This is a genomic window from Micromonospora sp. DSM 43699 (assembly GCF_055517075.1).
Genome location: NZ_JBTMMT010000002.1, coordinates 120233 through 145276 on the forward strand (window position 1 = coordinate 120233; position 25044 = coordinate 145276).

Here is a 25044-nt window from a genome sequence, read left to right on the forward strand (position 1 = left end):
CTGCAGAACTACCCTGCGTATCTGTGGATAACCCGGGTGTCGTCCACAGGGCCTGTCGGGGGCGTTCCCACTCGCCGCAGGCTGCCGGACATGAACGCGACCGACCGCCCCCGGCTCACCGTCCGCTCTCCCGCCGACCTGATCACCGCCGTGCCGTACCTGCTCGGCTTCCATCCCACCGACAGCATCGTCGTGGTGGCGATGCACGGCCGGCGGATCGTCTTCGCCGCCCGCGCCGACCTGCCAGGGCCCGGCACCGACCCGCTGCTGCCGGCGCGCCACCTCGGTGACGTCCTCGCCCGGCAGGACGCCGATTCGGCCACCCTCATCGGGTTCGGTCCACCCGAACGGGTCACCCCTGCGCTGGACGCCGTCCGGTCGGCGCTGGCCGAACTCGGACTGCCCGTGCTCGACGCGCTGCGGGTCACCGGCCGCCGATACTGGTCGTACCTGTGCGAAGCGCCGGACTGCTGCCCACCCGACGGCACCCCGTACGACCCGGATGCCAGTCAGGTCGCCGCCGCCGCCGTCTACGCCGGTCAGGTGGCGCTCCCCGACCGGGCGGCGCTCACCGCCCAGGTCGCCCCCGCCGAGGGCGTCGACCGGGTCGCGCTGCGCCGGGCCGGCGACCGGGCCGAACGACGCCTGCTCCAGCTGCTGGAGGCCGCGCCCGCCACCGACCAGTTCGGCGAGCGGGCGATCCGGCGGGCCGGCGTGGCGGCGGTACGCCAGGCCCAGCGTCGACACCGACGCGGCGAGCGGCTCACCGACGACGAGGTGGCCTGGCTGACCCTGCTCCTGACCCACCTGCCGGTACGCGACCACGCGTGGGAACGCACCGACGGGCGGGAGGAGGACATCGCGCTGTGGGGTGAGGTGCTGCGCCGTGCCGAGGAGGAGCTGGTCCCGGCCCCGGCCTGCCTGCTCGCCTTCGCCGCCTGGCGGGCCGGCCAGGGCGCGCTCGCCGCGGTGGCGCTGGAACGGGCGCTGACCCTCCGCCCCGACTACACCCTCGCGCTGCTCCTGGACGACCTGCTCCGGCGCGGTGTGCCACCGTCCGACCTGGACGGCTGGCCCGCCGTGACCGAACCGGGAGTGCTCCGCCGTCGCCGTCGCCGACCCCGCCGCCATCGCTGACCGGCCGAGTGGGCGGGCCGGGGCAGGTTGAAGTCGATCGGCTGACCGGCCGCCGTCAGCTGTCCGTTTCGGAATGGCAGCTCCGGTCGCTTACAAATAGGCGCCGACACGGTCGGTATTGACGACGTGACATGTGCGGCATACCCGCGCACCTTCTGTCACATTCGCCGGCACGGCCGGGTGGGGAACCGACCCGACAACGATCTACAAAGGAGACATCTCTCTTCTATGCCCCTATTGTCGACGGGGAGTATGGTGCGGCCCGTCAAGATGACTGCTGGGATAGTCTGCGCGCTGAGGGTGGCTGAATAGGGGGTGTGACGGTGGATCGGCGCGGCAGCGCGACGGAGGCACTCCCCGAGAGCACCGACGGACCGCCCCGGTTCATGCAACCGGTGCGGGTCGCCTCCTGGCTGGTGCTCGCCTTCCTCTGCCTGCTCGCCTTCGGGTCGCTGACCACCCAGGTCGACGCCACCCTGACGCCGACCGTACGGGTGCTCGGCACGTTGATGAGCGTGGTCGTCGCCCTCGGCTTCCTCGTCGTGCAACGTCACGTGCTACGCCGCGGGTGGAGCCGTCGCACCACGCTCACCGCCGTGGTCGTCGTCGTTCTCGGCCTGGTCAACGAGGAGCTCAGCGACACCTGGCCGCTGGTCGGCGTGGCCGTGGCCGCAGCCGCGCTGGCCGTGCCGGTGCGCTGGTCGCTGCTCACCGGTCTGGCCGTCTGGCTGACCAGCATCGGTGAGGTGGAGTTGAGCGACGCCACCCTGGCCGGCCGGATCGGCATCCCGCTCACCACCCTGCTCACGGCGGTGGTCCTGTTCACGCTGACCCGCCTGGCGGTGGCCCTGACCGAGGCGCACTACAGCCGGGAACACCTGGCCCGCACGCACGTCGACACGGAACGCCACCGGATCTCCCGGGATCTGCACGACATCCTCGGCCGCACCCTGGTCGCCGCGTCCCTGCGCAACCAGGCCGCCCTGGCCCTGCTCGACGTGAATCCGGCGAAGGCCCGGGAGCAGTTGGAGCAGGTGCACGAGACGATCACCCGTGGTCAGGCCAGCCTGCGCCGGCTCACCTCCGGCGCGGTGATCGTCGACCTGCCGGACGAACTCAGCACCGGCGGCGCGCTCTGTGCCCGGCTCGGCATCAGCTACGAGGTGACCGCGGACGAGGTCGCCCCCGGCCCGCTCTCCTTCCTGGCCGCCCAGGTGGTCCGCGAGTCGATCACCAACATGCTCCGGCACGCCAGCCCGCAGGTCTGCGAGATCACCATCCGGGACCGGGACGGGCTGCTGACGGTCGAGGTGGTCAACGACGGTGCCGCGCGGACCACGGCGCTGCCGACCGGCCAGCCGGCCTCTCCCGGCACCGGGCTTGCCGATCTGTGCAGGCGTGCGGTGGCGGCGGGCGGGTCGTTGGAGGCGGGGCCGGTCGAGGGTGAGCGTTTCCGGGTCCTCGCGCGACTGCCGCACGACAGCGGGGAACTGGGAGGAAACCGTGAACCTGCGCATCCTGATCGCTGAGGACATCGAGCTGGTGGCCGAGGCGTTCGAGGCCCTGCTGAGCACGAAGCCGACCTTCGACGTGGTGGGCCGGGTGCGTACCGGGGCGGACCTGCTCGGCGCGGTACGCACCTACCGGCCGGACGTGGCCGTGGTGGACGTCGAGATGCCCGGGATGACCGGCATCGAGGCGACCGCCGAGCTGCGCGCCAACGGCGAGGACTGCAAGGTGCTGCTGTTGACCGCGCTGCCCGGCAGCGGGCACCTGCACAGCGCGCTGGCCGCCGGCGCCAACGGCTACCTCCTCAAATCGACCACCGGCACCCGGCTGATCGAGGCGATCGAGACGATCCACCAGGGCCGGACGGTGATCGACCCGGAGTTGGCCGCCGATGCGCTCCGGGCCGGGCCGAACCCGCTCACCGCTCGGGAGCAGGACATCCTGCGGCTGGTGCACGCGGGCCACGGGACCGGGGAGATCGCCAGCAGGATGTTCCTCTCCACCGGGACGGTCCGCAACTACCTGTCGAGCGCGATGAACAAGCTGCAGGCGGGTGGCCGCATCGAGGCGGTGAACACGGCCCGGCAGAGCGGTTGGATCTGACACCACGGTAAAGGCGGCCGATGCCACAGTGAAAGGGGCCTTCGGGAATCCCCCAAAAGCCCCTTTCCCGGATGTTGTCGGTCAGAGGCAGGCCGACCAGACCGAGACGAAGCTCGTTGTCAGTGCCAGCGTGTCCCCGTCAATCTCGGCGATCGAAAGCTCGTGCAGTTCGGCCAGCGTCATATCGATTCCCCCGTCGCTCGGTGGCGCATTGTGTGGTGCGTGGCGAGAACAGCATTTCGCAGCACCGGGCGCTGCCGTAGTAGGCGTTGTCAGGAACTCGGGGTGACAGATCGCTGCGATTTTCCGATGACAGACCACGGCTGGGTCGATGACACCCGGACCCGAAATCGATGACATCGACCCACGGAACGGGGCTGCGCGGTCAGCGGCGTTCTGCTAGGCACCCCGGGGCGAGACCGAGCAGGTCCAGCAGCAGCGCGCCGGGGCGGGGAGCCACCGCGACCAGCATGCCGGCGGCACCGGTGGCCAGGTCGGCTGCGCAACGCAGGTTGTGGTCGCCGAGCACACCGAGCCAGGGCTCCCCTCCCGGGGATCGCCGGGGGACCGTGTGCCAGGCCAGCCGGCTTCGGTGCTCGGCGAGCATCGGGTGGTCTCCGGCGCTCAGCGCGTCCAGGACGGCGAGCAGGCCGCCGCGCCCGGTCAGCAGGCCGGCGAAGACCGCCACCGGCTGCGCGCAGGTCGCGCGTACGCCTTCGACCACCTGCTCAAGGTGGGACAGCCGGAGCCCGTCCGACCCCGGTTCGACGCGCAACCGCATGGCCAGCAGGCCCGCAGCGGCACTTCCCCGACCCAGGTACGGCAGCAGCGTCGATCCTTCCCGGGTCAACAGCTGCCCACCGCGGTGGGTGGCCGCGGTCAGCTCCCGGTCCAGCGCGATCTGTGCGGCCCCGCCCGGGTCGCCGGGCACCCCCGCGTCCCGCAGCGCGAGCAGGGCCAGACCCAGCCCGCTCCAGCCGTGGCTCAGGCCCGGCCGGTATCCGGCCGGGGTGTCCCCGGCACGCACCACGTCGACCACCCGCCCGGTCTCGGCAGCCGCCTGCCGGATCAGGTCGTCACGGTTCAACAGTCGCCCCAGGCCGGCGAGGGCCAGCGCCCGGCCCGCGCCGCCGTGGTGCCACCAGGGCACCGGGGCGGCTGCGGTGGCGGCGGTGCCGAGCAGGACCCGGTCCACCAGTTCTGTGGCGGCCCCGGTCGCGCCGAGCCGGGCCAGTGTCCAGGCCACGCCGTCTGCCCCGGTCGCCAGCCCGCGCGGGAACGGCCCGTCGGCCAGCGCCCGGCGTACCAACCAGGCGGTCCACTCCGGGTCGGGCCGGTGACCGCGGCGGGAGAGCGCGAGCAGCACGCCGGCCGCGCCGTACAGCAGACCCAGGCCACCCCGGGGCCCGGAGAACTGCTCGACGTCGCCGGGGAAGAGCCGGTCGGCGCGCTCCGGCGTGGCCACCGCCCGGATGCCCGCGACGAGCTGGTCCTCCCCCGGCACCCCGGTCGGCGCGGGTGCCTCCCCCCGGCCCAGGTCGGCGTGCCCCACCTGGCTGAGGTGGCTCTCCAGGTCGGGGCGGTGCTCCAGCACCGGGGTCATCGGGTTGATCAGCATGCTGTGCACGCGGCGCAGGCCGACCAGGTCGGCTGCCGGGTCGCCCGGGGTCAGGCGTTCGCTGCCGGTGCTGAAGCCCGGGGTGGCCACTCCCCTGGCGACCGCCACGCCGTCGATCGCGCACGACTCCAGGTCGATCACGACCACCCGGTCGCCGGTGTCGATCAGGTTGGCCGGCTGCACGTCGCGGTGCACCACCCCCCGGCTGTGAAGTGCGGTGAGCGCGGCCCGGGACCGGGTGACCACCCGGTCCACCCAGGCGAGGTATCCGTCGACGCGGCCGGGGGTGCGGTCACCGTGGACCACCGGGTGCCGCCGGGACACCGCGGCGGCCAGCGACACCCCCTCGATCCACTCCAGCACCAGGAAGTCGCTGTCGCCGACGGTCAGGTGGTCGACGGGCTCCGGGGTCACCCCACTGCCGGAGGTACGCCGCAGCGCGTCCCACTCGTGCCGCAGCCGGACCGCCGCCGTCGAGCCGCCCGCGTCCAGGCCGGCGTGGTGCCGGGCCTCCTTGAGCAGCACCGTCCGGCCGTCCCTGCGGAGCGCCTGGTAGACGCCGCCGGCGTTGGACCGGTGCACCACTCTGATGTCGGTGAAGTCGAGGACGGCCGCGCTCGGGGCGGTGCCGGAGGCGGCCCGCAGCTCGGTCACGTACGACGGCTCGTCCGGGGTCGGTCCGTTGTCCCGCCGCCCTCGCACGTCGGGCCGGTCTCCGCCGACCGCAGGCACCAGGCGTCCGTCGGCACCGGTGGTCCACTGCTCGTGGAACGCGCCGTGGCGCAGGAACACCGGCGAGTCCGGCACCTGCAACTCGCCGATGATCCGCGGCGCGGCGCGCCCACGCAACGCCCCGGCCAGCGCCTCGCACAGCTTGCGCAGCCGCTGGGGGCTCGGGTAACAGGTGACCACCTTGCCGCTGGCCGCCGGGTCCGCATATTTCTGCTGGCTCGCCAGCACCAGGCCACGGCTGCGCAGGAGCTTGACCGGGACGCCCAGCTCGCGGCAGATCTCCCAGCAGACTCCGGCGACGGCGGCGGCGTCCCAGGGGAGGGCGGCGACGTGGACCTTCCAGCCGTCGGCCGCCTCCACCGGGCCGGGCATGAGGTGCAGCCAGGGGCCGTGCTCGATCCGCAGCCATCCGCTACCGGCCGTCCGCGTCGCCGGCAGGGTCTCCTCGTCGAGCAGCGGGGAGCCGGGTGACCAGGGCGCGTCGAGGTACGGCCCGGGCCGGAACGTCAACTGCTGGTATCGATGATCGAACATGTCCGGACTCTAATGTGGAGCTGATCACCGCCGGGTCGGCCGGACAGCCGTCACCCGACCACGTTCCGCCTGGTTTCGCGCCGTTCGGCGACCAGCAGGCCCACCGCCGGCAGCATGGTGACCGCCGAGGTGGCCAGCAACCAGACGCAGGCGTGCGCGAAGGCCGCCGGCACCAGGCCGTGTTGCTGGACCGCCTGCCGTTGCAGCACCACGGTCACCAGGGCGGCGGCGGCCGTACCGCCGAGCCGTTGCAGCAGGTTGAGCTGCGGAGAGGCGTCCGCGATCGACCGTGCCGGGATCGACTCGTAGGCCCGCGTCATCGCCGGGACGACGGTCAGGCCGGTGCCGACGCCCCGGACCGCGAGGCTGGCGCAGAGCAGCAGGTAGGACGTGTCGGCGGTGAGCCTGATCAGCGGCAGGGTGGCCAACAGGGTCAGCGAGATGCCGATCAGCATGGTCCGCCCGCCACCGAGCCGCCTGAGCAGCTTGCGGCAGAGGAAACCGGCGACGACCACACCGATGCCGGAGGTGGACAGCAGCAGGCCGGTGACGACCGCCGTCTCACCGCGCGCCGCCTGGAAGTACAGCGGAATGATCACCATCGGGCCGTAGAGCACGAAGCCGAGGAAGAAGATGTTCAGGGCGGCCGTCGCGTACACGCCGTGGCGGAACAGGCGCAGGTCGAGCAGCGGGCTCGGGGTGCGGAGCTGGCGCAGCACGAACAGGCCCAGGCCGGCCACCGCGATTCCGGCGGGCAGCCACACCACCCGCGACGACCAGCTGCCGCCGTCGGCGAACCCGTGGATCGCCATTACCGCGCTGACGGTGCCGGTGGCCCCGAGCAGCAGGCCGAGCACGTCGAGTCTGCGGCGCGGGCGGTCTGCGGCGAGGTCGTCCGGGGCGACCCGGCGGGCGGTGACGATCAGGATGGCCAGGCAGATCGGGATGTTGATCGCGTAGACCGCGGGCCAGCCCCAGGCCTGCACCAGCAGACCGCCGACGCTCGGGCCGAGCAGCGGGCCGATCAGCATCACGCTGCCGTTGAGCATCTGCACCTTGGCCAGTTGCTCGCGCGGCACCCCGCGGGTGAGCAGCACGGTGGAGATCGGGGTGAGCACGCCGGCGGCAGCACCGGCCACCCCGCGCGCGGCGATCAGCGAGATAAGCGTGGGGCTTGCCGCACAGGCGGCCGAGCCGACCAGGAACAGACCGACGGCGGCGAGGAAGACCCGCTTCGGGCCGAACCGGTCGGCCAGCCAGGCGGTCACCGGCATGGTCGCGGCCAGGGCCAGCAGGTACGCGGTGAGCACCCACTGCACCCGGTCGAGCCCGCCGAAGCTGGCCTGGGTGTCGTGCAGGGAGACGTTGACGATGGTGGTGTCGAGCAGGGCCAGGAAGGCGCCGGCGATGGACACCACCATGGCGACTATCGCGCCGGACGACGGTGTCGTCGGCTCGGGCGGTTGCTCGGTCGTCACCGGAGTGTCGGCCGGCCCGGTTTCCGGCTCGCGGAGGGCGGGCGATTGCGCGGTAATGGTCATTTCATTCCTTGCATCATGATTTAGGAAGATAAAACCCACGGCTGCGAGCAGGAGGAAACGTCGGCAGAAGAGCGAAGGACGAACCGCGTACGTCAGGAGACCTCGGTGAGCAGCCCGGCCGCGTCGTCGAGGATCGCCTCGGCGGCCTCCCGCGCGCCGATCCGGTCCCGGCAGGACAGGGTCAGCTCGGTCCCGTCCCCGGTCTGGCAGGAGCTGACGAACATCTCGGCGTACGGCACGAGCATCGGCAACGTGTAGAACCGCACCGGCCGGAACCCTGGCGCGTGGTACCGCTCCAGGTGCACCGGCCCGTGGTCCGAGACGATCGCCGTGCACGGGAACCGGTCGTCGGTGTGCTCCTGCGCCTCGGCCAGGGTGTTCGCGAAGGGATTGCTCCGGCGGAAGTCGCCGGCGAGGCGGGCCACCTCCCGCTTGCGCAGCATCGCACCGAGCAACTCCCGGTGCACCCGCCGCCAGTCGTCGCCCCGGCGCAGGTCGAGCAGGAGTTGGGCGCTGAGGTTGGCGGTGGAGCGCACCGTCCGGTCGTGCCGCCTCAGGTCCACCGGCACGATCAGCCGGCCCGCGTCGCCCCGCAGGTGGCGGGAGATGGCGGCGGCCACCCGCGCGGTGACCCCGGACGGACTGCCCGGCACCGTACGGCGTACCCACAGCGGCGTGGGGCCGGACGGCCCGGCACCGAGGATCGCGGGGAAACCGGCGACCCTGGCCGGCGCGGGCGCCGGTGGCACGGTGCCTGCGGCGGCCCGGAAGTGCGTGTCGTCGACGACCGCCGGTGCGCCGACCGGCTCCTCGCCGCGCAGCACCCGGAACACGTCGGCCAGCCACTGCTGCAGGCCCCGGCCGTCGGTGACGACGTGGCTGACCCGGACGACCAGCCGGGTCACCGGCCCGGGCACCAGGTGCACCTCGCACACCGGCCCACGGACCACGTCGATGTCCGATCCGAGGGTGCCCGACGGCAACCCGCTGCCGGCCGGATGGACCACCACGGCCGGCAGCGGCCCGCCGGCGCGCCACACCGGCCCCCGCCGGACCACCGCCAGACCGGGACTGGCCGCCGTGGCGATCCGGATCGCCTCCCGCACCGCGACCGGGTCGATCTCGCCGACGCCCTCGACCACGGTCTGGATCAGTTGGTGGGTGCCCTGCGACGCGGCGTTCAGATAGCCGCGTTCGATCTGGGAGACCTTGCGGGCGTACGTCCTCTCGATCGTCGTCGTCATGCCCTCACCTCTGCCGGGTCGTTGATCCGGCGCGGACCGGCCTGCCCACGCCGCTGCCACCACCAGCGCACCGGAACCGCCTCCCGGGCCGCGATCGCGACCTGCATGTCGACGCCCAGCTCGGTGCTGAGTAGCTGGTAGCCGACCTGCGCGGGACGCCAGCCGTACCGCCACCCGGGCAGCCGGACCCCGGCGAAGGTCTCCTTGGTCAGGTGCGAGGCCTTGATCAGGGCCTCGCACTCGACGAAGTCGCGGATCGTGGCCGGCCGCCCGGCCGGGTGACCGAGCAGGTCACCCAGCCAGGCCAGGGCGAGCGGACGGTCCCGCTCGTCCTGCACGTCCACCCCGACCTCGGTGGCCGTGGTCAGGGCCACCACGCTGTACTGCCCGCAGTGCGCCACCGAGAGGTGCATCCCGTGCTCGGGCACCTGCCAGCGGTGGTGCTCGTCGCGGGTCAGCCGGCCGCGGAGGTCCGTGCCGTACAGGTCGGCGGCGGCGGTGGTGACCAGCCAGCGGCCGGCGTCGGAGATGCGGTTGCCCAACGCGTCCCGGGGGGTGTTGCCGCGGTGGACGATCAGACAGTCGATGGCCGTGCCGGTCGCCGCCCCTGCGGGCACCGGGGTGACCGGTGCCGGCAGGGTCGCGACGCTCACCGGGACCGCCCGTCGGGCACGTCCAGCACCGCGGCGGCGTAGCTGCCGCCGTAGGCGAAGCTGGACAGCAGCACGGTCCCCGCCGACGGCACACCGCTGAGCACGGCCACCAGACCGAGCGCGGCGGCGCTCCCGTAGGACTCGCCGAACACGGCCTTGGGCGTGACAGTCGGCCGTCCGGCCAGGCCGGCCAGGCGCAACGCCCGGGACTCGGCCCGGTCCACCAGCCCGAAGCCGGACGCCGCCGACACCACGGTCCCCACCTGCTCCGGCGCGACCTCCGCCTCGTCCAGGGCGACCCGCATGGCTCGGGCCCAGGCATGGCCGCCGGTGCCGATCCGACCGATCCCGGCCGGCTCTCCGGAGGCGCCGAACCCACGGATCCGGGCCAGCGCCCGCGCGCCGCGTGCCGCTGCCGCCGCCTCACTCTCCAGCACGATCGCGGCGGCGCCCTCGCTCAGCACCATTCCGGTACGACCACCCGGCCGCACCTGCCCGTCCACCGTGTACCCGGGCAGGCTGGCCTGGGTACGGACGGCGAGCTCGGGGAACTCGTCGGCGATGACCACCACGATCCGTTCCGCCGCGCCACGCGCGATGACCCGGGACGCGAGCTGCAGGGCGAGCACGGCGCTCGTGCCGCCGTTCGCGATCGTGGCGGTGTACCCCCGGTAGCGGTACTGCATCGCGACGTGCCCGGCTGCGGCGTTGACCACGGTGTTCGGGAAGATCAGCGGGTTCGCGCCGGTGATGCCGCTGTCCAGCACCCCCCGGTGGAACTGGCTGACCGAGGTGACCGGGCCGTACCCGGTGGCGAACACGATGCCTGTGGACTCGGCCTCCGCCCGCGACGGCTTGCCGTGCCGGGCGTACAGGTCGCCGACCACGGAGGCCGAGAGGATGCTCAGCGGGTCCATCCGCCGGGCCTTGGCCGGGTTCAGCTTCTTCACCAGCGAGCGGGTGTCCACCCGGCCGACCGGCACCCGGCCCCGGCCGGGGACCTCCTCGGTGGCCCCGAAGCAGATCTCACCGTCGGTGAACGCCCGGACCAGGGCGGCCGTGTCACCTGCCGAACCGGCCAGACCGGCCACCCCGGTCACCACGACCGCGTGTACCGGGTCGGTGCCCCGGGGGCCGACCGGCGGGTGACCCGGGCGGGTGTAGACGACCGAGGCGTTGTTGCCGCCGAACGCGAACGAGTTCGACAGCACCACCGCCGGGGCGGCCGGGCGGCCGGTGTCCGGGATGATGTCCAGGCCGGACGGGGCCGGCAGACCCCTGGTGTTGATCGTCGGAGGCATCGTGCCCCGGCTGATCGCCAGGGTGCTGACGATGCCCTCGACCGCGCCGGCGGCACCGAGGGTGTGGCCCACCATCGACTTGGTCGAGCTGGCCGGCGGCAGCGGTGTGGTGCCGTAGAGCAGCTTCAGCGCCTTGGGTTCGGACACGTCGTTGGCCGGGGTGCCGGTGCCGTGCAGGTTGACGTAGTCGACGTCCTCGGCACGCAGGCCGGCCGTGCCGAGCGCCTGCGCCATCGACGCGGCGGCGCCCTTGCCACCCGGGTCCGGGGCGGTCTGGTGGTACCCGTCGCAGGAGAGGCCGTACCCGCCCACCTCGGCGAGCACCTGGGCGCCCCGCTCCCGGGCCGCGTCCGCCGCCTCCAGCACCAGGAAGCCGGCCCCCTCGCCGAGGGTCAACCCGGTCGAGGCGGAGAGCGGGGAGCACGGCTCCGGGTCCAGCGCGCCCAGGGCGGTGAAGCCGTACGCCGAGAGCGTCGCGAGCGGGTCCACACCGCCACACACCACGTAGTCGACGTCGCCGCGCCAGAGCAGCTCGGCGGCGTACCCGATGGCGACCGCGCTGGCCGCGCAGGCGTTGGAGAGCACCACCCGGGGGCCGCGCAGGTCGAACTCGGTGGCGACGAAGTCGCCGACGCAGGGCAGTTGCGAGCCGGCGGCGCCGACGGCGTCCAGCTCGCCGGTCTCGACCAACCTGCGGTGCACCCCCTCCAGCGTGGGCATGGCGCCCAGGCTGGACCCGACCACCACGGCGATCCGGTCCCGGTCGACGGTGTCCAGGTCCAGCCCGCTGTGCCGGAGCGCCTCGCGGACCGCCGTGGCCGCCAGGCTGTAGCAGCGGTCCAGGTCCTCCCGCTGCGGGCTGGTGACCAGGCCGGCCCAGCTCGTCAGCAGCTCGCTGGTGTCGAAGAGGGTGTTCTCCCGGATTCCGGTGACCCCGGCGACGATCCCCGCCCAGTTCTTGTCGGCCTCCTCGCCGACACCGGTGATCAGGCCGATCCCGGTGACGGCGACCACTGCGGCCGACATCAGCCGATCCGGGTGTGCGACGAGGCGGCGAAGACCCGGGGCAGGGTGACAGTGGTCAGCGGCACGACGGTGCCGTCCGTGGCCTCGGCCCGCAGCGGCAGGCCCGGCACCCAGAACGGGGCGTCGAGCACGCCCATGACCAGCTCCTCGTCCGGGTTCGCCGAGGGGGTCTGCCAGGAGACCGTGCCGACCTGCACCGCACCGGCCAGGATCGCGGTGCCGGTGGCGAAGGTCGTGCCGGACGGGCTGGCGAGGGCGGTGAGCTTGGCCGACCCGGCGGTCGGCGGCTCCAGGTCGGCCGAGCCGAGGAAGTCGCCGATCCGGTCCCAGCTGATCATCCAGGCCAGGTCGGCGTCGTTGACCGACAGGCCGGCGAGACCGCGGTGGTAGACCGCCATCCCTGCCTCGGCCTGCACCCGGGCCAGGCCCTCGTCGCCGACCGCGCCACCGCCGATGCCGGACGCCGAGGAGAGCACCACGTCCTGGGCCGTCTCCGGGGCCTCGGAGACCAGCAGGTAGCCGTACTCGCCGGTGGTGCCGACCCGGGCCAGGAACGCCGCGCCGTCGGCATCCGGCACCTGCACCTCGGTGACCGCGTGCAGGGTCAGGCCGGAGATGTCGTAGTCGACGAACTGCGCCGCCACCGACCAGGCCTGCGGGCCCTCGAACGCGGTGGCCCCCCAGCCCGCCGGCGCGACCTCGACGGTCACCTCGTCGGGGACCTCCAGCGCCGCCAGGTAGTCCCGCAGCGCGCCGACCTCGACCGGGTTGCGGGCCAGCAGCCAGCTCTCCTCGTTGAGCTCCAGGTGCAGGAAGATCGCGAACGGGTCGCCTCCGGCGGTCAGGGCCAGGACCTCCCGCACGGTCTCCGGCTCGACGAAGTCGCTCGACTTGGAGAGGAACGAGTCCAGCAGGGCCAGCCGGTCGTCGCCGGTGATCCGGACCAACGGGGTGGTGACCTGGTAGACGCCGACGGTGCTGCGAACGGTGTGGTAGTCGCGGGCCGCGGTGGTCGGCTGGGCGATGTCGAGCATGGTCATGACGAGTGCCTTTCGGATGAGGGATGGTGTGCTGAGGGACAGCGATGGTGCGATGAGGGACAGCGATGGTGCGATGAGGGACAGCGATGGTGTGCTGAGGGTCAGGGGGCAGGATCGTCAGGAGTGCACGGTCAACTGCCAGGTGTTGCGGGTCTCCTCGATGCCGCCGGCCTGCGCGACACAGCCGAGGAGCAGGCCACCCGGCGCGGACCGGACGACGATCTCCACGTCGTCGGCCGCTCCGGGGCCGGGCCGGCAGTGCAGCCGGCGGCCACCCGGAAGGGGAACGGTGACCTCCCGGGTCCAGATCTGCCAGACGTCGGCCGGGTCGAGCTGCCAGACGCCACCTGTCGGATCCGGCACCGTCACCCGGCCCCGGGGCACGACGTTCGGGGTCAGCCAGAGCACCACCTCCTCGGCGCTGGCGGGGGCACGGACGTCGACAAGCACCGCGCCGGCCGGGTCCGCCGGGACCATCACCTGCCAGTCCAGGCCCTGGTCGACGGCGACCAGGCGTAGCGGCTCCTTCTCCTCCCAGCCGGTGTCCGACGCGACGCCCCAGCCCACCCCGCTGTCCCGGCTGAACCGGTCCCGCTCGGTGGTCACCCACATGCCGGCCGACCAGCGCGGGTTGTGGGCGAAGGGCCTCCTGCGGGGGTACGGGCTGCGCAGCACCTTGGTGCTGCCGTCCAGCCAGGAGACGATTCCGCCGGCCCGGGCGTCCGCCCTGATCCGCCGGGACGGCCCGACCGCCGGTGCGGGGGTGCCGGCGGGCTGCGGCGACGGCGGCGCACCGAAGTCGGCGTGCAGCCGCGCCACCCCGTCCGGGCCCGGTTCGAGGCCGCGTTCCAGCAGGCAGGAGTGGACCACTCCGGTGTGCTCGTCGACCCGGATGCGCACCCTGACGAGGGCCGAATCCCAGGTCAGCTCGCTGCCGGCGGCCGGTCGCTGGGCGGCGGCGACCAGCTCCGAGGCGTCCCGGACCCCGAGTCCGAGCCCGATCAGGTGCCGTCGGGTGGCCCCGGTGCCCGCGTCGTGGACGGTGAAGGTGCCGCGCCGCAGGCCGACCGTCTGGAACACCCGGCCGAGCGGGCCGGTGGAGTGGAACCGCTGGTCGAGGCGGCCGTCGACGAGGGTGACCGTGCTGGTCAGGGCGCCGGTGCCGATCCGCTCGACGATGCGTACGCCGTCGTCGATGGGGGTGATCTCCAGGTCGCAGGGCTGGCTCTCCCGCCACCCGGCGGCCCGGTCGGGGCGGCCTCCCGGCCAGGTGGAGACCAGCAGCGGCCCGACGTGGCCGGCGCAGAACACCCGTACCGTGCCGTCCGAGCCGTCGACCAGCCCGAAGATCCGGCCGGTGCCGAACCGGTGGGAACGGGCCGGCTTCGGCGGCTCCAGGTGGTACGGCGGCTGGGTGACCCGCAACGCCCGCCCGGAACCGTCCGGGTGGGCGATCCGGGCCCGGAGCAGGGTGCCGCGGTCCACGTCTACCACCGCGGTCACCTCGAACGGGCCCAACACGAGCCGGTAGGTGACCGTCCGCACCCCGCCGACGACCTCCACGTCGTTGCGCAGGTCGTCGGTGCGGGCGCCGGTCACCCCACCGAAGGCGGTGATGCTGCCCAACTCGGCCAGCACTGCCTGGTCGAGGTCGTCCAGTACGCCGCGCAGGATCAGCGGGATGTAGTTGTAGAGCTCGACGTTGCCGTCCTCGCCGGGGATCGCCTGCCCCACCGAGACGCAGCCGACCCGGCGGTACAGGCGGAACGCGACGGCGTTGGCGGGGTTGACGGTCAGCCGCAGCACCAGGCACCGCGACCTGATCATCCACTCGATCGCCTCGGTGAACAACCGGCCGGTGAGCAGGCCGTTGCGGTACGCCGGGGCGACGAAGAACATGTCGGCGATCAGCTCGCCGTCCCGGGCCGAGCGGCGACCGGTGCTGCGGAACAGGCCGAAGGTGCCCACCACGTCCTCGTCGTCGACCGCGACGAAGAACGCCGCCGTGTGCCGCCCGGCGAGTTCACGCTCGACGTGGCCGGCGCTGATGCCTCCGGGCACCGGGTTCGGATTGTCGGGATACCGGCTGTAGAGCTCCGCGATGTCGTGCGCGTCGCCGGGCTGGTAGGGGCGGACCGTGATGGACACCTTGCACCTCCTATCCGCGTCGTTCGGTGGTGACGATGAGCGATCCGGCGGCGGCGAGTTCCGTGCCGACGCTGGCCCGGACCTGCACCGACCGCAGGCCCTGCAACCGCTGACCCAGCCGGGCCTCCAGGGTGAGCTGGTCACCCGGCACCACCAGCCGGTTGAACTTCATCGAGCTGATCGAGCCGAGGTAACCGACCGACTGCGAGGCGTCGGCGGTCGCGGCGGACGCGTCGGCCTCGACGATCTCGGCGACGTAGACGACCGCGACGAGCTGCGCCATCGCCTCGACGATCAGCACGCCCGGCATGATCGAGTGGTCCGGGTAGTGGCCGGCGAAGAACGGTTCGTTCACCGAGACGCTCTTGATGCCCTTGCCGGAGACGCCGGGGACGACGTCGTACGCCCGGTCGATCAGCAACATCGGCCAGCGGTGCGGGAGCATCCGCTTGATCTGGTCGGAGGAGTACGCGTACCTCCCGGTGGCCTCCGCGCCGCGGCGGGGGGCCGGCACCGGCCGGCGGGCGGCCGGTGCCTCCTGCACGATGGTCATCTCACGCCTCGTTGGCTTCGATGAAGTCGAGCAGGGCGTTGACCGAGCCGAAGGCCTGGGCGTCGTCGTCGCTGATCGACACGCCGAACTCGTTGTTGACCATGACGACGACCTCGAGGGTGTCCAGCGAGTCCATCTCCAGGCCGCGGCCGAACAGCGGCTGGTTGTCGGAGACGACCTCGGGGCTGATCTCCAGCCCGAGGCGGTCGATGATCATCGTCTTGACCTTCAGGTTCTTGGCGAGCCGACGCTCGCCCTGGGTACGGATCTCGTCGTAGGTGGCGACAGTCATCTCATGGGTCCTTTCGGGATTGGTGGGTTGGTGCGAATTCAGCCGGTGATCATGCCGCCGTCGACGGTGAGCACCTTTCCGGTGATGTACGAGGCCGCCGGTGAGGCGAGGAAGGTCGCCGCCTGGGCCACCTCGGCGGCCGTGCCCATGCGTCCCAGCGGGATCGCCTGGCAGGCCTCCTTGAGCACCGCCCGGGGCACCTTCTTGACCATGTCGGTGTCGATGAACCCGGGGGCGACCAGGTTGACCCGGATGCCCCGCGGGGCCACCTCGTAGGCCAACGACCGGGCCATCGCGATCACGCCGCCCTTGCTCGCCGAGTAGTTGCCCTGCCCCGGGCGGCCGGCGATGCCACTTGTGGACGAGATCAGGACCAGGGCGCCGCCGGAGGTGTACATCTGTTTGACGGCCTCCCGGGCGGTGTAGAACGTTCCGGTCAGGTTGGTGGCGATCACGTCGCCCCACTTCTGCCCGCTCATTGCGGCCAGGTGCCCGTCCGCGGTGACGCCGGAGTTCAGCACCGCCACCTGCACGCCGCCCCACTCCGCGCGGATCTGCTTGAACATCGCGATGACCTGCTGCTCGTCGGCGACGTCGGCGCCCACGACCAGGGCCCGCCGCCCCAGCTCGCGGATCTTCTCGGCGACCGCTTCGGCCTGGGCCACCTGTGACCGGTAGTTGACGACCACGTCGCAGCCCTGTTCGGCGAGGGCGACCGCGATCGCGGCACCGATGCCACGGGACGCCCCGGTCACCAGCGCGATCGTGCCGGGGACGAACTGGGTGCTCATGCCTTTCCTCCGGTGAGTTGACTGGTGATCTGGTGGCTTCCCGGCTCGAAGCCGTCGACGGTGATGCCGGTTCCGCCGGCTTCGGCGGCCCGGACCACCTCGACGGAGACCGCGAGGTCGAGCACGCCGAGACCGAACGGGGAGAAGATGGTGTTCGCGCTGGTCGGCTTGGCGATCGGATCGCCGCTGAGCAGGCCGCCGATGGTGGCGTGGATGAAACCGCGGTGGCCGAGCTCCAACTCGGTCCGGTGCAGCGAGGTCTGCTCCCGGCAGACGTGGTCCACGTCGTCGACCACGTTGTAACCGCGCAGAATCGAGGCCACGTCCAGGTCGCGCAGCGACAGGTGCAGGACGACCTGGTCCGGCGGCCGGTCCGGGTGGTCGCCCAGGCTCAACCAGTACGACGAGTCGGTGGTGGCGATGCTCACCGTCTGCGCCCGCAGGGCCGAGGTCAGGTCGCCGGGGGTGAGGTCGATGCCGGGGAACTGCTCGGCCCACCGCTCGGCGGCCAGCTTCGCGTGCTCGTCGACCGCGTCGAAGAGCGCCACCTCGCGGATTCCGGGGTGCACCCTGGTCAGGTAGGCAAGCGTGCGGTGGTTGATGGTGCCGCAGCCGATCAGCCCGACGGTCCGCACCGCGGTGCCGCCGTGCAGCACCTCGCTGGCGACCGCCGCGCCCGCGGCCGTCCGGGCCGCCGAGATCTGGCTGCTCTCCAGGACCGCCACCGGGTAGCCGGTCTCCAGGTCGTTGAGGATGGAGACCGCCGAGGCCCGTTGCAGGCCGCGTTCCAGGTTCGTCGGGAACGAGGAGATCCACTTGACCCCGATCACCGGGTCCGTGCCGCCCAGGTAGGCGGGGAGGCAGATGATCCGGGAACCGGGTCGGCCCGGCGGCCGCAGGAAACTGGAGAAGGGGATCTCGGACTGCCCCGCGTGGTGCAGCAGGTAGGCGTTGCGCACGGCGTCCAGCACGGCCCCCTCCCGGCCGTCCAGGGCCGCCCGTACGTCGTCCCGGCCCAGAACCCTCATCGCATGTCCCTTCCGCTGTCGCTCAGCTCGATGTGCTCCCGGACCCATCGGTCGGAATAGATGGTGTTCAGGTAGCGGTCCCCGCCGTCGGGGAGGATCGCGACGCAGACCGCGCCCGGTTCGATCCACTCCGCGGCGCTCTGCAGGGCCGCGATCGCCGCCCCCGAGGAGCCGCCGGCCAGCACCGATTCCTGGGCCAACAACTCCCGGCAGGCCCGTACGCAGTCGGCGTCGGTCACCTTGATCAGCCGGTCGGCCAGCCCGGCCCGCAGCAACGGCGGCACCATCGCGGCCCCGTGCCCCGGGATCAGCCGCCGGTGCGACCGCTCCCACGGTGCCGGCGGCCCGAAGATCGCGCTGTTCACCGCGTCCACCGCGACGATCGTCACGTCGAGCTGGTGGTCCCGGACGAACTCCGCGCAGCCGCGCAACGTGCCGCAGGTGCCGGCGGTGCAGAAGAGGTAGTCGAGCCGGTCGGGGAGTGCCTCGTGGATCTCCCGCATGGTGGTGTGGTGCGCCTGGCTGTTGCGCTCGTTCGCGTACTGGTTGAGCCAGTACGCGTCCGGCACCGAGGCGAGCAGTTCCCGGACCCGGCGCAGGCGGGTGGGCAGGTACTCGCCGGTCTGCGGGTCAGGCTGGTCGACCAGCTCCAGCCGCGCTCCGTAGGCCCGCATGATTGCCGCGTTCTGCGCCGTCGTCTTCGGGTCGATCACGCAGATCAGGCCGACCCGGTAGAAGTTGCAGAGCTGGGCCAGGGCGACCCCGAGGTTGCCCGAGGTGGACTCGACCACAGTGGAGCGGCCGGGCACGATCGCGCCGGTCTTCAGCGCCTGCTCGATCATGGACCGGGCGGACCGGTCCTTGATGCTGCCGCCCGGGTTGAACCGCTCGCACTTGCCGTACACCTGGAAGCGGTCCGGGTCGAAGAGCCGGTCCAGGGCGATAAGCGGGGTGCCGCCGATCGTCGAGATCACGTCGGTCTCGGTACGGCCGCGACGGGTCGGCCCGCCGGGCAGGGAGCTGGGGAAGGCCACGGAGGTCATGCCCGTACCTCCCGGCTGAGCTGTATCCGCAGCTCGCTGACGTAGCGCCCGCCCGCCGAGTCCGGCAGCCAGGACCGTCGCGGGTCGGGCAGCGGCTCGCTGATGTTCAGCACCGTTGCCGGGTCCCGTCGGCGGGCCGCGCGCACCAGGTTCACGAACGCGATCACCAGGGTCGGGCTGGTCAGGTCGAACAGCGCCGGTTTCGTCTCCTCCGGGAACTTGACGAAGACCTGGTCGGGCAGGCCGTGCCCGGTGGCCCAGCGGCGCACCTCCGCGTAGTCGCGTTGCCTGTTGGTCGCGCGCTCGGAGAGGCCGAGCGACGCCACAGGCAGCCGCCAGGTCTCCCGGAACAGCACCATGCCGTCGACCGCCAGGCGCGGCGTGTGCGGACCTTCCAGCCCGATCTTGAAGGCGTCCGCGGCGACCATCGACATCAGTACGCCGAGCAGCTCCGGAATCCGCCACCGCCGCCCGTCCCGGGTCCGGGCGGTGACCACCCCGTCCGCGTCGGTGAAGGTGATCGACACCGCCGGATCGACGCGGTCGCGGCCGTCGACCGGCCCACGGGCGAAGCCGATCAGCCGCTCCCCGGCGCCCACTGTGGTGGGAACGAAGCGACCGGTGTTGCGCCGCCAACCGGGCGGGAACAGCGGCACCATGCGGGGGGTGCCGATCCCGGCGTTGACCATGTCCCGCAGCGAGGCCTCGGTGCCGGTGGTCCAGTTCAGGAAGATCAGGTCCAGCGAGGAGAGGCAGGCGTGCAGCTCACCGAGGACCACCTGGTAGTCGCCGGCGTTCACGGCGTCCACGCTGTCCGCCACGATCTGCAGGTCGGGACTGTGCACCGCGAGATGCGGCCAGCGCGGTCCGGCCGTACCGAAGACGGCTCGGGCGCGCTGCGCCAGCTCGCCCGAGGTGAGGTCGACACGGTGCCCGGCCGAAGCCGGGTCGAGGTCGAGGACCTCGCGCCACTTCGCGGCCAGTTCACCGATCGCGGCCCGCACCGGGCGCGGGTCGTCGCCCCAGAAGAGCCCGAGCACCTGCGCCCAGACGTCGGCCAGGGTGACCGGCCGTCGGGACTTCGCCGCGACCGCCCGGACCTGAGCGGACACCTCTTCCTCGACGAGTTCGGCGAGCCGGTTGCCGAACCAGTCCGCGGCACCGGCCACGAGCGCCAGCGGGCGGGCGATCCGGTCCAGGAAGTCACGGCCCAGCTCCATCCGGGTGTCCCGGAGGGTGTCCTCGTAGCAGAGGCTGCGCCCGGCGTACGCCTTCCCGCCCTCCCGCGTCGCGGCCTGCCCGGTGACCTCGACGAACAGCGCGCCGAGCGCATCCAGCGCGGCGCGTAGCCCGGCGGTGTCGGTGGCCTCGGCGACCCGTTGCCGGGCGGCGGTGAAGCCGGTGAGGACCTCGTCGAAGCGGACGAACAGCGCGGGATCGCCGATCCGGTCCACCCGTCGGCGCAGCGTGCGCTCGGCCCGCTCGTCGATCGGGATGTTGCCGTCCCAGGTCAGCAGCCGCTGCCGCTGCCAGCGCAGCAGCACCTTCTCCACCCGGTCGCGGGTGGTCGCGGGAGCCCAGCCGGCGTCGGCCACCAGGCGGTCGACGAGATCCTCGGCGTGCCGCTCGCCGTCGGTCAGGGCGAGCACGGCGGCCTCGTCCGGGCGCAGCCGCATCGGGCCACGACCGGGCACCAGCAGCTGCTCGCCGTCGAGGTGCACGTCCGGGCGCAGCATCGGCGGGAACCACCAGCGTGCTCCCTGCTGGGCGACCATCCAGTCGGCCAGCTCGGCGACCATCCAGCGTTCGAGGAACACCCGACGGTCGCCGACCAGGCCGGGACCGGTCTCGACGGTGAGCGCCCGGTCGCTGCGCCCGACGCCGAACCAGCCGGCGGGGCCGAAGAAGCCGATGGTCTCGGCCTTGGCGCAGTAGCGCAGCCAGTACATCGCCAGCACCCGCTCGCGCTCGCGGCGCTTGGTGCCCCGGCCGGGGTCGTCGGTCGCGAGCCGGGCGAGCAGCGCGAACGCCGCCGGGTTCTGCCAGACCACCGCCCGGCTGAGGGTCTCGTCCGTGGCCAGCGCGGCCAGCGCGGCGGACTCGGCTGCGGCAGCCCGGTCGTACGCCACGACGAAGTCGTCGCCGTCGACGGCGGCAGCCGCCTCCTTTCCGCCCAGCAGGTGCAGCCCGGACGCCGGGAAACCGGCGCTGCGCAGCATCCCGACCGACCAGACCCGCCAGTCGGTGTCACCCATCGGGCAGTGCGGGCCGAAGGTGGACCAGTCCACCTCGCGGACCCGCTCCAGCGCCCCGGTCATCGGGCCACCTGCGCAAGGTCACGCCGGCCGGAGAGGGCCTGCGCCAACCGGGCCACCCCCTCGGTGATCTTCGCGGGTGCCGGGTAGCTGAAGCAGAGCCGCAGCCCGTCGGCGTGCTCCCCGTCGATGCTGAAGTGCCGGCCGGGCACGTACGACACCCCGCGCTGCGCGGCAGCTGCCGCGAACCCGCTGGTGTCGGCCCCGGCCCGGTGCCGCAGCCAGACGTAGAACCCGCCGCTCGGGGTGCCCCAGCTCCAGTCGCCGTCCAGACCGAATTCGTGTTCCAGCGCCGAGGTCATCAGCGCGGCCCGCTCCCGGTAGCTCTCCCGGTAGCCGGCGAGCAGGTCGTCCCAGCCCTGGCCGGTGTAGAACGCGGCCAGGGCGGCCTGGGCGAACGCCGACGGGGACAGCGACATGACCTCGGTGGTGGCGCGCAGCGCGCCGGCCAGGTGCCGGGGAGCGGCGATCCAGCCGCAGCGCAGTCCGGGGGCGAAGATCTTGGAGAAGGTGCCCAGGTAGACCACCCGGTCCGGGTCCAGCGCCCGGCACGCGGTGACGTGCTCGCCGGTGAAGGAGAGCAGGCCGTACGGGTTGTCCTCGATCATCAACAGGTCCAGGTCCCGGCAGACCCGCAGGATCCCGGCGCGGCGGTCGAGGCCGAGGGTCGCACCTGTCGGGTTGGAGAAGGTCGGGTTGACGTAGAGCAGCCGTGCCGTCGTGCCACCGGCCCGGAGGCTGAGCACGGTGTCCCGCAGCGCCTGCGGGTCGAGCCCTTCGGCGTCGGCCGGCACGCCGACCGCGGTCAGACCGGCGAGCCGGAAGGCGGCGAGCGCACCCGGGTACGCCGGGGTCTGGCAGAGCACTGCCTCGCCGGGCCGGGCCAGACCCAGCGCCACGGCGGTCAGGCCCAGCTGCGAGCCGCCGGTCGGCACCAGCTCGTCGGCCTCGGCGGTGGTGCCCTCCCGGGCCATCAGGTCGTTGATCGCCGGCAGCAGGCTGCGGGCCACGTGCGGGGTGCTGTACTGCAGGGCCGTCCGGCCGCCCAGCCGGGTCAGCCGGGACAGCTGACCGGCCAGGTCACCGAGTGGCAGCCGGCTCAGGTCCGGCAGCCCCCCGGCGAAGGAGATCAGATCGCCGCCACGCTCGAACAGCTGGGGCATCTCCACGGCCGGGGCGTTGGTTGTCCACATGGTCTTCTCCTTCCTCTGCCTCGGGCTAGACGGGCATCCGGGTCTGTTCCTCGGCGAACCGCCAGAGCCCGGCGGGGCTGGCCAGGGCCTCGTCGGCCAGCAGGTCCGGGTCGATCTCGAAGCCGTACCGCTGCTCGACGGCGAGCACCAGGTTGAGATATCCGAGGGAGTCGACGCCCAGGTCGACCAGGGGCTTCTCCGGGTCGCTCACCGCGACCTCGCACACGGACTCGACGAGCTGGTCAAACTGCGACTGGTTCATGGGTCTGCCATTTCTGTGGGGAGGATTCGGGTCGGAGAAGCCGCTCCACCGCCTTGCGGTCCGGCTTTCCGTTGGGAGTCAGGGGCACCTCGTCGAGGTGGGTGATGCGGTCCGGCATCCGCGCCCGGTCCAGGTGCTCGGCGAGCAGGTCGCGCAGTTCCGGCTCGGTCAGCTCGCTCAGCACCGCGAGCACCAGTGGGGCGTCGTCGGCGGCCGGTCGCAGGGCCACCGCGGCGACGATCCCGGCGACCCTCTCGGCGGCGTTCTCGACCTCGGTGAGGCTCATCCGGACGCCGCGCCGCTTGATCATGTCGTCGTCGCGGCCGACGAAGTAGAGCCGGCCCTGCTGGTCCAGGTATCCCTGGTCACCTGTGTGCAGTTCGAGCGCACCGTCCGGCCCGCGCAGGTAGCGCTGCTGCTGGTCCATCGGGATCTGCCAGTAACCGGCCATCACGGTGGCTCCCCCGACGACGATCTCGCCGACCGTGCCGGGCGGGACCGCACGCTTGTCGGCGTCCACGATCCGGATGACGTCGCCGGGAATCGCCGGGCCGACCGAGTCGGGGTGGTCCGCGTACTCGGCGGGGTCCAGGATGGAGATCCGCTTGCACTCGGTCATCCCGTACATCGAGGCGTACGCCGCCCCGGGGAAGCAGTCGAGCAGTTCGGCCACGGTGTCCCGCCCGAGCCGGGCCCCCGTGTTGGTGAACAGCCGCACCCGGGTCGGCACCTTCCGGCGTCGTTGCAGCACGGTGAGCATCTGGGCCAGGGACGGCACCAGCGGCACCACGGTGATCCCGTGCTGCTCGATCAACCTGAGCAGTGCGGCGTCCCGGTTGCGGGCGGTCAGCACCAGGGTGGCGCCGACCGTCGCGCAGAGCAGCGCCTGGTAGAGGCCGTAGTCGAAGGAGAGCGGGAGCCGGCAGAGCACCACGTCCTCGGCGCGGTAGCCGAGCCGGGCGTTGACGGCCCCGACCGCGGCGACCATCGGGCGGTGCGGACAGACCACGCCCTTCGGGTCGCCGGTCGAGCCGGAGGTGTAGATCAGCAGGGCCACGTCGTCCGGTGCGGTGTCCGCGACGTACGGGTCCGGGGCGGTGTCGCGCACCTCCTGCCAGGCCTGCGCCAGCGGCCCGGTGCCGTGCAGCACGACCGTGGCGGCGCAGTTCCCGGCGAGGTAACCGAGCTGGGCGCCGGTGAGCTCCGGGTGGGCCGGCACGAAGATCGCGCCGAGCCGGAGGGTCGCGTAGAGGAAGGCGAGGAAGCGGTGGTCGGCGTCGCCGCCGTAGACCACCCGCTGCCCGGCGGTGACCCCCTGGCCGCGCAGCCAGCCCACCGACCTGTCGACCAGCCGGCCCAGTTCGGCGTACGTCAGGCGACCCTCGCCGTCGATCACCGCGGGATGGTGGGGGCGCTCGGCGCGGGCCTGCGCGAAGAGCTCATGCACCAGCACCGATCAGCCCTCCCCGTACCCGGCGGCGCACCGCGTCGAGATCGCGTTCGTGGTGCACCGGCAGCACGTCCAGGTGCGGAAGCTGCCGCTTCAACACGCCGGCCAGGGTCCTGGCCGGTGGGAGCGCCACGCTCAGCGTGGGTGCCAGCGCGTCCAGGGCGGTCAGGCAGCGGTCCCAACGCACCGGCCGGACGAGCTGGCCGACCAGGCGCTCGCGGGCCTGCTCACCGGTCCTGATCGGCAGGCCGTCCGCGTTGGACAGCAGGAGCTGACGCGGATCGGCGAACGGGACCTCGGCGACCGCCGCGGCGAACGTCGCGCGGGCCGGCTCCATGTGCCGGGTGTGGAACGCCCCGGCCACCGCGAGCGGCTTCACCGCGGCACCCGGCGGAGGGGAGGCCGCCAGCCGGTCCAGGTCCGCGATCAGCCCGGCGGCCACGATCTGCCCTGGCCCGTTGAAGGTGGCCGGGCTCAGACCCAGCTCCGCGATCCGGTCGAGCACGACCGGCTCCTCGCCACCGACCACCGCCAACATCGAGGTCGGCGCGTCGGCACAGGCCGCGGCCATGGCCCGGCCACGGATCCCGGCCAGCCGGATCGCGTCGGTCGGGGTGAGCACCCCGGCGTACGCCGCGGCGGTGAGTTCGCCGACCGAGTGCCCGGCCACCGCTGCCACCCCGTCGTCGGCCAGCAGGTCGGCCAGCTCTGCCAGGGCCAGCAGGCCGGCCGCCACAAGCAGTGGCTGGGTGTGCTCGGTACGGGCGATCTCCGCAGCCGGAGCCCGGGTGCCCAGCTGGATCAGGTCGCATCCGGCGGCTTCCGACCAGCTCTGCACCAGCTCGGCCCGCTCCGGACGACGCAGCCAACCGGCGAGCATGCCGGGCGTCTGCGCACCCTGACCGGGGGCCATGATGACGAACATGTGAGGTCCTCCTCTCCTTGTCACGCGCTGCTCCGGACCTGTTTCTGGGCAGGTTGGATCAGCTTCTGGGCAGGGTTGGTCAGCCGGACGGCACCCGTACGGCGGG

20 protein-coding genes are annotated in these 25044 nt (G+C 72.7%); 3 read left to right on the forward strand and 17 right to left on the reverse strand.

All coding sequences use genetic code 11. The features are described 5' to 3' along the window. The first annotated feature begins 90 nt into the window (after positions 1 to 90). The 3 genes from AC0AIB_RS01925 (at position 91) to AC0AIB_RS01935 (ending at position 3249) form a co-directional block, all read left to right on the forward strand. Entirely contained in the window at positions 91 to 1137 is a 1047-nt protein-coding gene (locus AC0AIB_RS01925) for a DUF4192 domain-containing protein (protein ID WP_465095868.1), read from the forward strand. A 323-nt stretch (positions 1138 to 1460) separates the two neighbouring features. Next, positions 1461 to 2666 (forward strand): sensor histidine kinase, encoded by a 1206-nt coding sequence (locus tag AC0AIB_RS01930; protein ID WP_328341799.1) that lies wholly within the window; start codon positions 1461 to 1463, stop codon positions 2664 to 2666. After that, positions 2641 to 3249, forward strand: coding sequence for a response regulator transcription factor (locus AC0AIB_RS01935; protein ID WP_328341801.1), 609 nt, complete (start codon positions 2641 to 2643; stop codon positions 3247 to 3249). Before AC0AIB_RS01930 ends, AC0AIB_RS01935 begins: the two co-directional genes overlap by 26 nt. 385 nt (positions 3250 to 3634) lie before the next feature. Here AC0AIB_RS01935 and AC0AIB_RS01940 read toward each other — a convergent pair whose 3' ends face one another. From AC0AIB_RS01940 to AC0AIB_RS02020, 17 genes are all read right to left on the reverse strand, one after another. After that, positions 3635 to 6133, reverse strand: coding sequence for a class III lanthionine synthetase LanKC N-terminal domain-containing protein (locus tag AC0AIB_RS01940; protein ID WP_328341803.1), 2499 nt, complete (start codon positions 6131 to 6133; stop codon positions 3635 to 3637). 50 nt (positions 6134 to 6183) lie between these two features. Then, positions 6184 to 7611 carry a DHA2 family efflux MFS transporter permease subunit gene (locus AC0AIB_RS01945; RefSeq protein WP_465095869.1) on the reverse strand — a complete coding sequence of 476 codons (1428 nt, stop codon included), beginning with the start codon at positions 7609 to 7611 and terminating at the stop codon, positions 6184 to 6186. Between the two features lie 155 nt (positions 7612 to 7766). Further along, a complete protein-coding gene (locus tag AC0AIB_RS01950) occupies positions 7767 to 8918 on the reverse strand; it encodes a hypothetical protein (RefSeq protein ID WP_465095870.1) in 1152 nt (383 codons plus the stop codon). Beyond that, positions 8915 to 9571 carry a 4'-phosphopantetheinyl transferase family protein gene (locus tag AC0AIB_RS01955; RefSeq protein ID WP_328341809.1) on the reverse strand — a complete coding sequence of 219 codons (657 nt, stop codon included), beginning with the start codon at positions 9569 to 9571 and terminating at the stop codon, positions 8915 to 8917. Before AC0AIB_RS01955 ends, AC0AIB_RS01950 begins: the two co-directional genes overlap by 4 nt. Further along, the gene (locus AC0AIB_RS01960; protein WP_328341811.1) at positions 9568 to 11898 is read right to left on the reverse strand and encodes a beta-ketoacyl-[acyl-carrier-protein] synthase family protein; all 2331 of its coding nucleotides are present in this window, start codon (positions 11896 to 11898) and stop codon (positions 9568 to 9570) included. The genes AC0AIB_RS01955 and AC0AIB_RS01960 overlap by 4 nt, the downstream gene beginning before the upstream one ends. Continuing rightward, positions 11898 to 12938 carry a hypothetical protein gene (locus AC0AIB_RS01965; RefSeq protein WP_465095871.1) on the reverse strand — a complete coding sequence of 347 codons (1041 nt, stop codon included), beginning with the start codon at positions 12936 to 12938 and terminating at the stop codon, positions 11898 to 11900. The genes AC0AIB_RS01960 and AC0AIB_RS01965 overlap by 1 nt, the downstream gene beginning before the upstream one ends. A 117-nt stretch (positions 12939 to 13055) precedes the next feature. After that, on the reverse strand, positions 13056 to 15086 hold the full coding sequence (locus AC0AIB_RS01970) for an N-acetyltransferase family protein (RefSeq protein ID WP_465095872.1): 2031 nt from the start codon (positions 15084 to 15086) through the stop codon (positions 13056 to 13058). Between the two features lie 10 nt (positions 15087 to 15096). After that, positions 15097 to 15639 carry a 3-hydroxyacyl-ACP dehydratase FabZ gene (fabZ, locus tag AC0AIB_RS01975; protein ID WP_328341817.1) on the reverse strand — a complete coding sequence of 181 codons (543 nt, stop codon included), beginning with the start codon at positions 15637 to 15639 and terminating at the stop codon, positions 15097 to 15099. A 1-nt stretch (position 15640) separates the two neighbouring features. Further along, the gene (locus AC0AIB_RS01980; protein WP_328341818.1) at positions 15641 to 15931 is read right to left on the reverse strand and encodes an acyl carrier protein; all 291 of its coding nucleotides are present in this window, start codon (positions 15929 to 15931) and stop codon (positions 15641 to 15643) included. Positions 15932 to 15969: 38 nt separating this feature from the next. Then, positions 15970 to 16722, reverse strand: a complete 753-nt coding sequence (fabG, locus tag AC0AIB_RS01985) for a 3-oxoacyl-ACP reductase FabG (protein ID WP_328341820.1) — start codon at positions 16720 to 16722, stop codon at positions 15970 to 15972. Then, positions 16719 to 17750 carry a 2,3-diaminopropionate biosynthesis protein SbnB gene (gene sbnB, locus AC0AIB_RS01990; RefSeq protein ID WP_465095873.1) on the reverse strand — a complete coding sequence of 344 codons (1032 nt, stop codon included), beginning with the start codon at positions 17748 to 17750 and terminating at the stop codon, positions 16719 to 16721. Before sbnB ends, fabG begins: the two co-directional genes overlap by 4 nt. Next, on the reverse strand, positions 17747 to 18793 hold the full coding sequence (gene sbnA, locus AC0AIB_RS01995; RefSeq protein WP_328341822.1) for a 2,3-diaminopropionate biosynthesis protein SbnA: 1047 nt from the start codon (positions 18791 to 18793) through the stop codon (positions 17747 to 17749). The genes sbnB and sbnA overlap by 4 nt, the downstream gene beginning before the upstream one ends. Continuing rightward, on the reverse strand, positions 18790 to 21111 hold the full coding sequence (locus tag AC0AIB_RS02000; RefSeq protein ID WP_465095874.1) for a lantibiotic dehydratase: 2322 nt from the start codon (positions 21109 to 21111) through the stop codon (positions 18790 to 18792). Before AC0AIB_RS02000 ends, sbnA begins: the two co-directional genes overlap by 4 nt. Beyond that, positions 21108 to 22301, reverse strand: coding sequence for an aminotransferase-like domain-containing protein (locus AC0AIB_RS02005; RefSeq protein WP_465095875.1), 1194 nt, complete (start codon positions 22299 to 22301; stop codon positions 21108 to 21110). Before AC0AIB_RS02005 ends, AC0AIB_RS02000 begins: the two co-directional genes overlap by 4 nt. 25 nt (positions 22302 to 22326) lie before the next feature. Further along, on the reverse strand, positions 22327 to 22563 hold the full coding sequence (locus tag AC0AIB_RS02010) for an acyl carrier protein (RefSeq protein ID WP_328341827.1): 237 nt from the start codon (positions 22561 to 22563) through the stop codon (positions 22327 to 22329). Further along, on the reverse strand, positions 22544 to 24016 hold the full coding sequence (locus AC0AIB_RS02015) for a class I adenylate-forming enzyme family protein (protein ID WP_465095876.1): 1473 nt from the start codon (positions 24014 to 24016) through the stop codon (positions 22544 to 22546). Before AC0AIB_RS02015 ends, AC0AIB_RS02010 begins: the two co-directional genes overlap by 20 nt. Further along, complete coding sequence (locus AC0AIB_RS02020) at positions 24003 to 24938, reverse strand: ACP S-malonyltransferase (RefSeq protein WP_328341831.1); 936 nt, start codon at positions 24936 to 24938, stop codon at positions 24003 to 24005. Before AC0AIB_RS02020 ends, AC0AIB_RS02015 begins: the two co-directional genes overlap by 14 nt. Positions 24939 to 25044: the final 106 nt, after the last annotated feature.